9 protein-coding genes are annotated in these 13,766 nt (G+C 47.4%); 4 read left to right on the top strand and 5 right to left on the bottom strand.

Annotated elements, in window-relative coordinates; translation table 11 throughout:
* Window positions 1-23: 23 nt before the first annotated feature.
* From NG795_RS05380 to gatA, 3 genes are all read right to left on the bottom strand, one after another.
* Complete coding sequence (locus NG795_RS05380) at window positions 24-4,178, bottom strand: DNA polymerase III subunit alpha (RefSeq protein WP_367287645.1); 4,155 nt, start codon at window positions 4,176-4,178, stop codon at window positions 24-26.
* Between the two features lie 239 nt (window positions 4,179-4,417).
* Entirely contained in the window at window positions 4,418-5,335 is a 918-nt protein-coding gene (locus tag NG795_RS05375; RefSeq protein WP_367287644.1) for an alpha/beta hydrolase, read from the bottom strand.
* An 83-nt stretch (window positions 5,336-5,418) separates the two neighbouring features.
* Entirely contained in the window at window positions 5,419-6,876 is a 1,458-nt protein-coding gene (gene gatA, locus NG795_RS05370) for an Asp-tRNA(Asn)/Glu-tRNA(Gln) amidotransferase subunit GatA (protein ID WP_367287643.1), read from the bottom strand.
* A gap of 359 nt (window positions 6,877-7,235) precedes the next feature.
* On the opposite strand from gatA, the gene NG795_RS05365 reads away from it, so the two are divergent.
* A complete protein-coding gene (locus tag NG795_RS05365; RefSeq protein ID WP_367287642.1) occupies window positions 7,236-8,009 on the top strand; it encodes a M15 family metallopeptidase in 774 nt (257 codons plus the stop codon).
* Window positions 8,010-8,014: 5 nt separating this feature from the next.
* Here the strand turns inward: NG795_RS05365 and NG795_RS05360 are convergent, their stop codons facing one another.
* Window positions 8,015-8,842 (bottom strand): TlyA family RNA methyltransferase, encoded by an 828-nt coding sequence (locus NG795_RS05360; RefSeq protein ID WP_367287641.1) that lies wholly within the window; start codon window positions 8,840-8,842, stop codon window positions 8,015-8,017.
* Window positions 8,843-9,393: 551 nt separating this feature from the next.
* Between NG795_RS05360 and NG795_RS05355 the strand changes: the two genes are divergently transcribed.
* Window positions 9,394-9,897: a hypothetical protein gene (locus NG795_RS05355; RefSeq protein ID WP_367287640.1), complete on the top strand. Its 504-nt coding sequence runs from the start codon at window positions 9,394-9,396 to the stop codon at window positions 9,895-9,897.
* Between the two features lie 351 nt (window positions 9,898-10,248).
* Window positions 10,249-10,446 (top strand): hypothetical protein, encoded by a 198-nt coding sequence (locus NG795_RS05350; RefSeq protein ID WP_367287639.1) that lies wholly within the window; start codon window positions 10,249-10,251, stop codon window positions 10,444-10,446.
* 273 nt (window positions 10,447-10,719) lie between these two features.
* Here the strand turns inward: NG795_RS05350 and apcB are convergent, their stop codons facing one another.
* Entirely contained in the window at window positions 10,720-11,229 is a 510-nt protein-coding gene (apcB, locus tag NG795_RS05345; RefSeq protein WP_367287638.1) for an allophycocyanin subunit beta, read from the bottom strand.
* Between the two features lie 988 nt (window positions 11,230-12,217).
* Between apcB and glnA the strand changes: the two genes are divergently transcribed.
* On the top strand, window positions 12,218-13,639 hold the full coding sequence (gene glnA / locus NG795_RS05340; protein WP_367287637.1) for a type I glutamate--ammonia ligase: 1,422 nt from the start codon (window positions 12,218-12,220) through the stop codon (window positions 13,637-13,639).
* Window positions 13,640-13,766 lie beyond the last annotated feature (127 nt).

The following is a 13,766-nucleotide window of genomic DNA, read 5'->3' as shown; positions in this document are numbered from 1 at the left end:
ACGACTTGCTGTCGTTCTCCCCCTCATCCCTCATCCAAGTCCTGCAAAATGGACCGAATCGAGTTGAGATAGGCAACCGTAAGCTGCTGGAACGGCAACTGGTCCGGGAATGGGGGTAGATTCCCCATCCCATTCCCAGGAGGGAGAGAATACACCACTGCCGGGAATCCAGCAGAATTGAGGGCGGTAACCACATTATGACAATCCTGGACCCAGAAATTGGGTCCGCAAATGGCAGCAGCGCGATGGCGATCGCCCGCTTTCACAATGATGGCAACTGCCGGGACCGTTGCCTTGGTTTTGTCTGCGGAATGTTCTTCCAAAAGCACTTTCAGGCGATCGAGCATTTCCGGCTTATTAATGCGATCGGTCGTCAGTTCCAATAAAATCATCTCCGTGATCCTCGTCGATACAACTGCCTCCCGCAGTGGGGTCAACTCGTCCAATTTCAAGACTTTCGCTTCCTCCACAATTATCTGAGTGCGATCGTCGCGGCGATCGACCTTCCCATCAATCAGAATCGGCGTATCCGGAATCAGCAACTCGTGGATTTGTTCATAAGTATCGGGAAATACCACCGCTTCTGCCTTCCCTTCAATATCTTCCATTTGCAGAAAAGCCATGCGGCGTTCATCTTTTTTCGTCAGAATCTGTTTAACTTCCGTCAACACCACCAGCACACTGATTTTGCTTCGGGATTTCTGTTCATCTAGTTTCCCCAGACTGACTACCTCAATCCCCAACTGTTCCGCAATTCTTCCGGCATTTTTTAAGGGATGTTCAGAAACATAAAATCCCAGCAATTCTTTCTCAAATTGCAGCTTTTCTTCCACCGGAAAATCGGCAATATTGGGCGGAACAGGGGCGGATTCAAAGGTAGAAGTTTCGGTCATTACTGCCAGTTGGTCAAATAAATTAAGCTGGCCCGTTTCTTGTTCCTTAGCCCGGTCCTGGGCCCATTTAATCGCCAGAGGCATATATTCGATCGCTTGTTTGCGGTTAGGATTGAGACCATCCAAAGCCCCACATTTAATCAAGGCTTCTAAGGCGCGACTGTTGACCGTATGTAGATTAATGCGATCGCACAAATCCGCCAAAGAGTGAAATGGCCCATTCGCCTCTCGTTCGGTCAAAATAGCATGAATCGCATTGTCGCCAATATTTTTCACCGCCGACAATCCAAACAGAATCGTTTTCTTTTCCTCAGTCGCCTCCACCGGGGTAAAATCCACCCCAGACCGATTAATATCCGGTCCTTGAACGGTGATATTTAACTCTTGGCAGTTAGCGATATATTTCTGAACTTTATCCTGGTCCCCACTATTTGAAGTCAGCAAAGCCGCCATATATTCGACGGGAAAATTCGCCTTCAAATAAGCGGTTTGATAGGTAACGTAACCGTAAGCAGTAGAATGGGATTTGTTAAAGCAGTTAGACGCAACCAACCCATTGGCGAGAATAAAATTGTGGTCCCGTTCAACGCCAATATCATAAACCGTTTGAATTCCCAAAGCTTGACGCGAGACCAGTTTTGACGAGACTCCTATGAGTTGTAAACCCTGCTCAAATATCTCGTCAATCGCCACCATTTGACCCGCTTTTATCATAAACTTATGGTCTTTTGTGGCGCGAACAACCCGACCCTCTGCCAGGGCGTATTCAAAAACCTCTTGCTGACCCCGATGATGCCATTGGGCGATAGGTTGGCGGTACAGATAACCCTCCCCATCGACACTATAAACGGTACAGGGGATTTGCTTTTCTACGATTTGACCGATCGCCATCGGGCCATATTCTACGGTCAATATCTCGGTATCGTAGCTTAAGCAATACTCCGCGAACAAAAGCATCTGATTAAACAAGTTTTCTGCAATGGATTTAGAAACCCCATTTTTTGTGGCTCCATCCAGAAACAGTTCCCGATGTTTATTCATTTCTTCGGGTTTCTTTTTCCCCATTGCACGGCGTAATAAATCCGCTTGACCCAAGGAATATCCCCCTAAATCTTGGGCTATTTTCATGATCTGTTCTTGATAGACCATGACTGCATAAGTTTCTTGCAGAATGCCTTCTAAAAGAGGATGTTCATAGGCAATTTCTTCCCGTCCATGTTTGCGATCGATAAATTTAGGAATTAGCCCTGCATCCAAGGGCCCGGGACGATAGAGTGCCAAAATAGAAGAAATATCTTCAATACAAGAGGGTTTTAAATCTTGCACAATTTGTTTCATTCCCGAAGATTCTAATTGAAAAACTCCTTCGAGGTCCCCCCGTTCTAAAATCTTGTAGGTATTTTCAATATCTTTGGGGAATTTTTTAGTGCCTCTGCCTCGAACTTCCTGTGCTTTACGTTCTTCAGCGGGAAACTGATAGGGGTCAAAATCAAGATTTTTGGTTGTCTTGATATAGTCTAGGGTTTTCTGAATCATGGTTAAATTCTTCAACCCTAAAAAGTCCATTTTTAACAACCCCAGGGATTCTAAATCCTCCATCGGATACTGGGTAATGGTTGCGCCGTCGTTATTCTTTTGCAGGGGAACAATTTCATCTAAGGGGTCGGCCGAAATCACGACTCCGGCAGCATGAACCCCAGAACTTTTGTTCGTTCCTTCAATTCTAATAGCCATATCCAACCATTGGCGGAATTCGACTACCGTTCCATCATCTCGGGGAATTTGTTCGTTTTTAACATAAGCTTCGCGAAATTCCGGAGCGGGGGATTTATCAGAAATCATGACCGCTAATTTTTCCGGTTTCCCCCGCGCAACGGGAATTAATTTCGCCATTTCATCGGATTTTTTGTAGGGAACTCCTAACACCCGGGCGACATCTTTTAACACGGCTTTGGAAGTCATGCGGTTAAAAGTGATGATTTGGGCGACCCGTTCTTTGCCGTATTTTTCAGTCACATATTGGATCACTTCATCCCGGCGAGAGATGCAGAAATCTGTGTCAATATCAGGCATGGATTTCCGTTCGGGGTTCAAAAAGCGCTCAAATAGAAGTCCATGATGTACTGGATCGATATTGGTAATTTGCATGGCATAGGCGACGAGAGACCCGGCGGCAGACCCTCTTCCGGGACCGACAGGAATGCCGCGATCGCGTGCATATTTGATGTAATCCCAAACGACCAAAAAGTACGCCGCAAACCCCATTTGTTGCAGCATTTTCACTTCATAAACCAGCCGGTCCCGATAGACTTGGGGAATTTCTTCGTAGCTTTTAACTTTAAAGCGTTCTTTCAGTCCTTCTTTGGCAATCCATTCCACATAGGTGTTGGGAGTTTCTCCCGGAGGACATTGGAAATCGGGAATCCGAGGTTCGCCGAGAATATGGTAGGGTTCGATTTTACTGGCGACTTCTAGGGTATTGGCGATCGCCTCTTGAATTATGTCATCAGACAAGTGATCTCTAAACAACAACGCCATCTCTTCAGCGGATTTCATATACTCCGTTCCGCTATAGCGCATCCGCTTATCTTCACTAATCAGCTTGCCAGTTTGAATGCACAATAGCGCATCATGAGCTTCTACGTCATAACAGGAGATAAAATGGGAATCGTTGGTGGCAATTAGTTTAATATTCAGTTCGCGGGCAATTTTCACCAATTCCACATTCACCATTCGGTCTTCCTGAGACCCATGATCCTGGAGTTCTAAATAATAATCATCCCCAAAGAGTTTTTTATACCATTTCGCGACTTTTCGGGCGACATCCAGTTTATTTTGTAAAATCGCTTGAGGAATTTCCCCTCCTAAACAAGCACTGGTAACGATTAACCCTTCGTGATATTTTTCTAACAGTTCTTTATTAATACAAGGACGGGCAAAAATTCCTTTGCCGTGAATTCCTTCGAGACTGGAAATTGTGGTGAGTTTGACTAAGTTTTTATAGCCTTGAGTATTTTTTGCTAAAACAACTTGATGATAGCGACGGCAACGGGCTTTGGTATCTAAGGGTTCATTAATCACATACATTTCATTGCCGATAATCGGTTTAATTCCCTTTCCTCGGCAGACTTTAATCAGTTCGATCGCCCCATACATGACCCCGTGATCCGTCAGGGCGATCGCTGGCATTCCCAACTCGATCGCCTTGTCAATCAGTTTCGGAATCTGACTGGCACCATCAAGCAGACTGTAATCGGTGTGAATATGTAAACCAACAAATGACATAAGGCTACGTTTGATTGCAGTTTGATGAAGAAATAAATAGAGTTTTGATATTCAGAACTGGGAAATTTATCCCCTCTTGACTTTATCTTAACGCTTTTAGGAGTGATTGAACGTCATTTCCAATGGGCGGGTCCAACCCTGATTTTAAGCCTAACCCGCCCAGGGGTCTGAATTCAGGTACCTGCACCCTTGAGCCTTCCCATTTGACGCAATGGATAGTTTTAAAAAATTGAACCCCGTTATCGCAAAGATTGGATTTTATCTCTGGACATCTCTACAATGGGTTGCTCTTCTGTGATTGAAATAAAGTCTCGCACCGCTTGAAAATAGGCTTCTCCCGCAATGGATGCCACATTATTATGTCCGGCATCCGCAACCAAAAAAAGTTGTTTGGGTTCCGATGCCAATCGATACAATTCTTCAGTCATTTCACTGGGAATTTGTGGATCAGCCGTCCCATGAATGAACAAAACGGGAATCTGTAATTGGCTGATTTTAGCCCGAGAGTCAAAGCGATGAGTCAATATTAAATCAATGGGAAACATCCAAAAATGGAAGCGATAATCCACCATTTCTCGCATGGTGGTAAAGGAACTTTGAACGATCGCCCCAGCGGCATCAGGTTGACGACTTGCGAGGTCGATTGCGATCGCCCCTCCGAGAGAATGTCCATACAAGAAAATCTGTTCCGGCGCTATCCCCCGGTCCTGAACTAAATAGTTCCAAGCCGTTTCTGCATCCACAAATACGGTATTCTCCGTGGGAAATGACCCTTCCGAGAGTCCATACCCCCGGTAATCAATTAATAACACGGAGAACCCCAACTGATGAAACCGGGCGGCATGATTGACATTTGCCCCAATATTCACCCCATTCCCATGCAGGTACAACAGGACCCGACTGCTTGAAGTTTCGGATGGAATCCACCATCCATGAATGCGTTCTACCTTGCCACTTTTCTGACTTACGGGAATCCAAACTTCTTCATACTTGAGTTCGAGTTCAGCCGGAGTTGTTTCTATCACAGGTGCGGGAAAAAAGATAAACCGATTTTGCCGCAGATAGAGAAATAAACAAGCCCCGAAGTAGGCGATCGCCAAAATCCCTGCAATCAAAAGAGGTCCTTTTACAGAAGTCGGCAGTCCCATTCCACTCATGCCAATTGCAATGTTTAGAGATTTGATTTGAAATGAACATGAGGATCATCACAGGTTTCCTGGATAATCCCGGCATCCCTTTTCTAAATTTGGGGTTTGCGGTTATGCCAATCCGTCGCCTGTTCATAAGCATAGGCCACTTCAAACAGTAAATCTTCCCGCAACACATTCCCAATCATCTGCATTCCAATTGGTAACCCTTGGTCATCAAACCCACAAGGAATACTCAAGGCAGGTAACCCCCCTAAATTGACCGGAATGGTCATCAAATCCGATAAATACATACTCAAGGGGTCAGCGGTCTTTTCCCCCGCCTTAAATGCCGTAGAAGGTGCTGTGGGACAAACCAAAATATCCACCTGAGCGAACGCTCGCTCAAAATCTTCCTTAATCAGAGTCCGAACTTTTTGCGCCTTGAGATAATACGCATCATAATAGCCAGCGGATAGGGCATAAGTCCCGATCGCAATCCGGCGTTTTACCTCCGCCCCAAATCCCTGGGCCCGAGTCTTGCCATACATCTCAATCAAACTTTCGCTATCCTCGGCGCGGAACCCATATTTTACCCCATCGTAACGAGCCAGGTTAGCCGAAGCTTCCGAAGGCGCAATAATGTAGTAAGTCGGCAACCCATAGCGGAATCGGGGACAGGATACCACCTGAATCTCCGCCCCTAACTCTTGCAACACCTCGATCGCCTTGGTAACGGCTCTTTCCACTCCCGCATCTAACCCATCCCCAAAGGTTTCCTTGATGATCCCAATCCGTCGCTGACCCTTCGGCTTTAAATTGGGTTTCACGAATTTCATATAGTCGGGGATCGTCACCTTCAAACTGGTCGAATCCTTGGGATCATAGCCCGCAATATGCTTGAGCAAAATTGCCGCATCTTCTACCGTGCGCCCAAACGGTCCAATTTGGTCCAGGGAAGAGGCATAGGCGACCAACCCATACCGGGAGACTAATCCGTAGGTGGGTTTCATCCCCACTACCCCACAAAACGAAGCGGGTTGACGAATTGAGCCCCCGGTATCCGAACCGAGGGCAACAATGCATTCTCCCGAGGAAACTGCTGCCGCTGACCCTCCGGAAGACCCCCCGGGAATCCGGCTCAGGTCCCAAGGGTTCGAGGTGAGCTGAAAGGCTGAGTTTTCCGTGGAACTCCCCATCGCAAACTCGTCCATGTTGGTTTTACCCACCATCACCGCGCCTGCTTCAATTAGGCGCTCAGTCACGGTTGATTCATAGGGCGGCACATAGTTTTCCAGCATTCGGGATCCGCAAGTAGTGCGGACTCCCTCGGTGCACATATTGTCTTTAATCGCGATAGGAATGCCTGCGAGCATACCGATTTCTTCACCGGCAGCGATTTTGGCATCCACCCGTTTCGCTTGTTCCAAGGCGCGATCGGGTGTCACGAGTAAGAAGCTATGTAGTTTGGGTTCTAACTTGTCGATCCGCTCTAGGGCTTCTTTGGTAATTTCTACCGCCGAGCGTTCTTTTCGGATTAGTTGTTTGTGTAACTCGCGGATGGATGCCATGCTCGTACCTTAGGATTTCAATCTTAATATTAAGGTGACCTCAACTCGCCAGAATACCATCAAGCTTGGGGCTTTCAAATCTTTGGCGTAGCCAGCGTCTCTAAACTCATGCTATATCAGAATGAACAGGCACTCCGAGGAGTTTAATACTTTGAGCGGTTCTATTTGTGGAGACACTTCGGCAACGCTTAATCACCAGATGCCCGGATGCAGTTGACACTCAGCGCTCTTTCCCCGGATAGATCCCCCCGGGGTAATTTTCTTCAATTGATCCCCGGGAATTTCTGTCAGGGGGGCGATGCCGGGGGAGGGGGGGTTCAGATATTCTGAAACTATCGGATGATTTGCCCTAAAAATGAATGATTGGACGTTTGATTCCCCTCGGCGCGATCGCCCTCCTATCTGCCACCCCTAGCCCAATCCTCGCCCTGACCCCACCCCCGGCGATTCCCCCACAGGTCACCCTTGAGGAATCGTGGAAATCCCTGCTGGATTTGACTCCACCCCCCTTGCCACCTCTAGCTGATTCCAGTCTCTACATTCCTTTGCCGAGTGACACTCCCAGCGCAACCCTCTATGGTCATTTAGCCTACGCCGAGGCACCGGATGGAGATTTAGTCGCGGTGGGAAATGGGCAAACACTGCGTCAAAGTGCAGCATTCCAGTTTCAGGCAATGGTAAGTGCAGCCGCAGCCGATGGCGTCCAGTTGGTTCCCCTCTCCGGATTTCGCACTCGCGAGGCTCAACATCACGTTTTTTATGCGATCGCCGACCAACGGGGCCAAACCCTACAACAACGGGCTCGTTATGCCGCACCCCCCGGCCATAGCGAACATCATACCGGCTATGCTTTGGATATCGGCGATGGTTCTGCACCCAGCCATGATCTGCGGGTCAGCTTTGAAAATACCCCCGCTTTTCGCTGGTTAAGCGCAAACGCCGCTACCTTCGGTTTTGAACTCTCTTTCCCTGAAAATCATCCCTCGGTCAACTATGAACCCTGGCACTGGCGCTGGGTTGGCGATGCAGAAAGTCGTCAGCTATTTCCTACCAAATCCGTTACTGATAGGTCTATAAAAACCCTCACCCTCCAGGGTGGGTCTCTACGGACGAAGCCTGCGGACCCAGGCTAGTCGATCTAACTGGGAGTCTCGTTCTTAATCTCTTGTTGCGCCTGTTTTGCCATCAGTGCGATCGCCGCTTTATCTGGTACGGGGGTCTCGCTTGCCATTTTTAACCAGAGTAAATACTCGATATTTCCTGCGGGACCACTGATGGGGGACCAAGTTAACCCCCCATAACCCCAACCCAGTTCCAGTGCAGCTTGCAAGACTTGGAAAATTGCATCGGTATGATCTGCTGGATCTCGCACCACGCCTTTTTTCCCCACTCGCGATCGGCCCACTTCAAACTGGGGCTTGACCAGCAATACTAATTCTCGGGGAGACACCAGCAATTCCCATAAAGCCGGTAATACCTTGCTCAGAGAAATAAACGAGACATCCACCACCCCCAAATCTGGGAGATTCTCTTCCGATGGATACAAATCTGCTTTGGTCAAATAACGCAAATTAGTACGTTCTCGCAAAATGACCCGAGGGTCGTTACGCAGTCCCCAATCTACTTGACCATAGCCGACATCAATGCCATAGACGAGTTTAGCCCCCGCTTGCAGCAAGCAGTCGGTAAAGCCTCCGGTGGAAATGCCGCCATCGAGACAGAGGCGATCGCTCACAGGAATGGGAAAGGTTTCTAGGGCTTTGGCGAGTTTTTCACCGCCTCGGGAGACAAAGCGCGATCGCTCTTTGATATGAAGTTCGGCATTGATATCGACTTCGGTCCCCGGTTTATCCAGCAGTTGCCCATTCACCCTGACTTCCCCAGCGCGAATAAACCGCTGTGCCTGCTGCCTAGAGGAACAGAGGTTTTTTTCTACTAACAGGGTGTCGAGTCGTTGTTTAGCCACGGGATTTCAGGGGTGCAGACGGATTTGCAATACCTGATTTTACCGTTTTTTGGGCCAAAATTGAGGCGATCGCTGGTGAACAAGGGCAAGTATCAGGCCAACCCACTCAACCTAGAAGGGTTCATAATTTGCTCAAGTTTCCCTCTTTTTAAAGATAATATGAAGCAGTCTAAATTCTTCATCTTTAATTTTTTTTAAAAGTAACAAAGTATGTTTTATCCCCTAGCTCAAGAGGGGTAAATTTTTATTTATCCTGCATGATTAACAATTCTGAATTGTCAAGGATTCATGACAATTCCTAGTTTTGCATCCTGACTGAACTTTGCATTTAAAAAAAAGGGACCAAAGAGGAGCCTGATTCTGCAAAAGCACTATAAAAGCGGCCAAATCTGAATGCTTCATATTTTTTTACGAAAAATCACGCACATAATTCTTGACTGAACTGTAACCAATGTTACCATTAAGAAGAAATCCAAGAAAAATGACCCCTGTTCTTCATCCCCGAGGAATTAGCTTGGATCCGCAGTTGAATTTACAGTGGAGAGGCACTCATGTTAGAAGCAAAACTCAACCCCTGCGCCAATTTGTTGTATGGCTGGATTCAGCGCAGAGGAAACGGAGAATCACCTGTTCAGGTGGATTTGCAAGATTTTAAAGCCTGGACCTCGGAATATCGGGACCGTCCTTATAGCGATCGCGAAATTTTTGATGCCTTGCAACAATTAAAAGAACTCGCAGCAGTGGCGATCGCGAAAACAGAAGTCACCGTCTCTGTTTTACCCAGAGAAATCCCGGGTTCCACCGAGCATCCCTCTCTGGAATTATTACTAAATGAGTGCAATTTCCCGGGAGAAAATGCTGGAAATCAACGCCATTGGAAGGAGTTTCCTGGCGATCGCCCGAATCGATTCCTAACCGTTTCCCTGGTTGCCTTGACCTCTTTTCTCTGTGGACTCATTCCTCTCGTCGCAGTTCAAACCGTCTCGGAAACCCACTTGGCGCAGGTGGAAACGCTTACCCCCTGGAGTGTACTTGGGGATCAGCATAGTTATTAACGCTTTAAATCTACCCCTCGGCTGAAAATACTCTATCTAAGCTTTCATAACATCACAAAATCCCTTTTAAAATCATCCGGGGTCATCTGGCCCTTATGTCCGAAAGTCATGCTCTGAAAAGGGTGTGACCTTTTCAGGAGTTGGGAAATTCTCTGGAAATTTAAAAGTCAGGGAACTTTTTGCGTCTATATCATATATTGTCCATTTTAAAAACGATCGAGATCGCCTTTGTAGCTGTTTGCGATCGCCTCATTTGCTAAGTAAGATCACTTGGCAAAGATAGAAATGGCTTGATGATTGAGATAGGTAACAATTTCAGAACCAATATTGACGTTCTAGGCAAATTCAGGTATGGCCTTCTCTCAAGCGACCGACCGCGATTCCTTCAACCCCTCAGAAAATCCATTAGCGGTTCTGAGTGGAGATAGCATTTATATTGTTTATCCCAATGGCAAGGTAGAAGCGATCGCCAGCCAATTTTTAGAGCGATCGCGGATTAAAAACCTGCTTCACCGTTGTCAGGTCTGGGGCGACCTGGCTGCTTTTTAAAAAAGGGATAGCAAGTCATCCAAAATCCGGTGAACATCACCTCAAATCAGAAAAAGATGTAGAAATGCTCCCTTTCTCATCTTTACCAGAGTGTGAGGATATAAAATTCAGCCAGAGGGTTACTCATCCGGATTGGGGGTTTCCCTGATTGACCTTTTTATCAAGTTAATCAGGGAAAAATTAAGGAGTTGATTAAGACCCCTAAACCCAAAAATATAAAGTCCGCCAATGCGGACTTCCCGAGATTCAAAATTCGGTTTTAAAGTCTTACGACTAGATGTCGCGTTCGCTTAACTCGCGACTAATATGATCAAAGGGTTGATCTACCCAATCACCCGGTTGAATCCCAGCTTCAGCGACCTTTTCTCTGACCATTTCTTTGAGGATTTGAATCCCAACCACAGTCGGTCCAATCGGGACTCCTAAAGAATTGTAAGTTTCCCGCAATCCTTGCAGAACTCGTTCATCGAGAACGTCGGTATTTCCTGCAACTAAGGCATAACTGGCATACCGCAGATAATAGTCCATATCCCGCAGGCAGGCCGCATAGCGACGAGTCGTATAGGCATTTCCACCCGGACGAATCAACTCAGGTAAATCCGCAAATAAACGGAGTCCGGCTTGTTTCACCAGTTCGGCTGCATTGGCATTAATAATTCCAGCCGCTTGTACCCGGACAGTCCCGGTTTGAAAATAGGACTTCAGGTTATCAATGGCGTCGCGATCGAGATAGCGACCTGTGACGTCATAGTTTTTTATCAGACTTGTGATTGCGTCCCGCATTAAATTTCTTCTCCCAACAGTGTCAACAGATGGTTTACTACTCTTGTGTCAATGAGAGTGTTGTGCGTTATCAAGATTCGATCAACAAACAGGACCGATCGCCGCGTATTGTTACTACTTCAATGAGCAAGAATACTTAGAAGGGAGTGAGGCGAACTGGCCTTTGCTCCCCCTCGGACGTCAGATGCTCGAACGTTTGTAGTCTACTACAAAGCGATACCTAGGAACAGACCCTTGAGTGATCGAAAGAAAGGCGATCGGGATCAGGGTCTTATGTCCTTGGTCATTGGTCATTGGTCATTTGTCCTTGTTTGATGGGGGAGATGGGGAGGATGTTTGTAGTAATGACTTCAGTCGTTACCGCGTTACTTGGCTTTACTCCAAGTAACGCGCCCCTTTGGAGGCGATCGCTCCAGTCCCCAAAAACGACTGAAGTCGTTACTACGAACAATCTCCCCCATCAACCAATGACCAATGACCAATGACCCCAGAAATCCTTAATATTTTCTCTATTCGCACAGACTCAGAATTGTGGTTAAATCCAACCAGAGTTGTACAGAATACTCAGGAAACCATTTTTTGTATCAATTGATACAAAAAATCACCAAGTCAATCCCTAGGATGATTCAGGGATAACGCAACTGAATCTTGGAGCCTGACGAGCGATGGTGCTGTGCACCGGCTTCGCCCAGGGCATAAAGCAAGGGAGCAGATGCGCGATCAACTCAAGCGACAGAGGGGAATTTTGCAATGATTGACCCTGTATTGTTCATGGCGATCGGCACCGACTTCGCCATCGAAATAGACCGATTGATCTGAATCCTTGAAGTTCGCGGGCGCAGACGAATGCCTCTCTTCCCAAAGCTAACCCGGAAAGAGATCCGGCTAGATCTAGGTTCGTACCCAAACCTCTTTGATATCCTGCCCCTTGTAAGCACGCTCGTTCCCTGAAGTCGATTGACACTAACCTAGAACAGAGGAGATATTAATGTTTCAGACTCCACAAGAAGTTTTAAATTATATCCGCGAGCAAGACATCAAGATCATCGATCTCAAGTTCATCGATACGCCAGGAATCTGGCAGCACTGCTCGTTCTATCGTGACCTGATTGACGAAAGTGCCTTCGATGAAGGCGTCGCCTTCGATGGTTCCAGCATCCGGGGTTGGAAAGCCATCAATGAATCGGATATGTCAATGGTCCCCGACCCAACCACGGCCTGGATCGACCCCTTCATGGCCGAGAAAACTCTCAGCATGATTTGCAGCATCAAGGAACCCCGCACCGGCGAATGGTACAGCCGCGACCCCCGCACCATCGCTCAAAAATCCTTGGACTATCTGATTGCAAGCGGGTTGGGCGATATGGCCTTTATCGGCCCAGAAGCTGAATTCTTCGTGTTTGATGATGTTCGCTTCGATCAAACTGAAAACACTGGCTATTACTACGTTGATTCCGTCGAAGGACGCTGGAACTCCGGTAAGCAAGAACCCGGTGGCAACCTCGGCTATAAACCGGGCTACAAACAAGGGTATTTCCCCGTTGCGCCAACGGATACCCTCCAAGATATGCGGACCGAAATGCTGCTGATCATGGCCGATTGCGGTGTTCCCATTGAAAAGCATCACCATGAAGTCGCCACGGGTGGACAAAATGAATTGGGGATTCGCTTTGCGCCCTTGGTGCAAGCGGCTGATTATTTGATGACCTACAAGTATGTCATCAAAAACGTAGCCAAGAAGTATGGCAAGTCGGTAACGTTCATGCCGAAGCCTTTATTTAACGATAACGGCTCCGGGATGCACACCCACCAGTCCATCTGGAAAGATGGTCAACCCACTTTCGCTGGGAATGAGTATGCGAATTTGAGCAAGAGTGCACTGCATTACATTGGCGGTTTGCTCAAGCACGCACCCGCTTTGTTAGCCATTACCAACCCCACCACCAACTCTTATAAGCGGTTGGTTCCTGGTTTTGAAGCCCCGGTGAACTTGGCTTATTCCCAAGGTAACCGTTCGGCCTCGATCCGGATTCCCCTTTCTGGACCGAATCCGAAGGCGAAACGCATGGAGTTCCGTTGTCCCGATGCCACCTGTAATCCTTATTTGGCATTTGCGGCGATGCTCTGCGCTGGCATTGATGGGATTAAGAATCAAATTGATCCCGGTGATCCTTTAGATGTGGATATCTATGACCTCAGTCCTGAAGAGTTGGCGAAGGTCCCCTCTACTCCAGGGTCTCTGTTGGATGCTCTCAAGGCGTTGGAAGCGGATCACGAGTTCCTGACCGCTGGGGGTGTGTTTACGGAAGATTTCATCACCAGCTGGATTGAGTACAAACTTGACAATGAAGTGAACCCGATGCGTCTGCGTCCTCACCCCTATGAGTTTGCACTCTACTACGATTGTTAATCCCTGGGGTCTCATACCCTTTGCGAATTAATTAAATAAGGGCCACCCGGTTAGGGTGGCCCTTTTTGGGGAATTCACGGAAAACCAGCGGGTTGATTAAGGTTTTCGTTACAATTATTTATATAAC

Source organism: Laspinema palackyanum D2c, assembly GCF_025370875.1.
GTDB classification, from domain to species: Bacteria; Cyanobacteriota; Cyanobacteriia; order Cyanobacteriales; family Laspinemataceae; genus Laspinema; species Laspinema palackyanum.
Note: the sequence above shows the minus strand (reverse complement) of the source record. Positions and strands in the feature narration are given on the sequence as shown.

What these genes read in the sequence shown, in the direction of transcription:
- NG795_RS05380 (WP_367287645.1), bottom strand. Translation starts at nt 4,178, where the DNA reads ATGTCATTTGTTGGTTTACATATTCACACCGATTACAGTCTGCTTGAT.
- NG795_RS05375 (WP_367287644.1), bottom strand. Translation starts at nt 5,335, where the DNA reads ATGAGTGGAATGGGACTGCCGACTTCTGTAAAAGGACCTCTTTTGATT.
- gatA (WP_367287643.1), bottom strand. Translation starts at nt 6,876, where the DNA reads ATGGCATCCATCCGCGAGTTACACAAACAACTAATCCGAAAAGAACGC.
- NG795_RS05365 (WP_367287642.1), top strand. Translation starts at nt 7,236, where the DNA reads ATGATTGGACGTTTGATTCCCCTCGGCGCGATCGCCCTCCTATCTGCC.
- NG795_RS05355 (WP_367287640.1), top strand. Translation starts at nt 9,394, where the DNA reads ATGTTAGAAGCAAAACTCAACCCCTGCGCCAATTTGTTGTATGGCTGG.
- NG795_RS05350 (WP_367287639.1), top strand. Translation starts at nt 10,249, where the DNA reads ATGGCCTTCTCTCAAGCGACCGACCGCGATTCCTTCAACCCCTCAGAA.
- apcB (WP_367287638.1), bottom strand. Translation starts at nt 11,229, where the DNA reads ATGCGGGACGCAATCACAAGTCTGATAAAAAACTATGACGTCACAGGT.
- glnA (WP_367287637.1), top strand. Translation starts at nt 12,218, where the DNA reads ATGTTTCAGACTCCACAAGAAGTTTTAAATTATATCCGCGAGCAAGAC.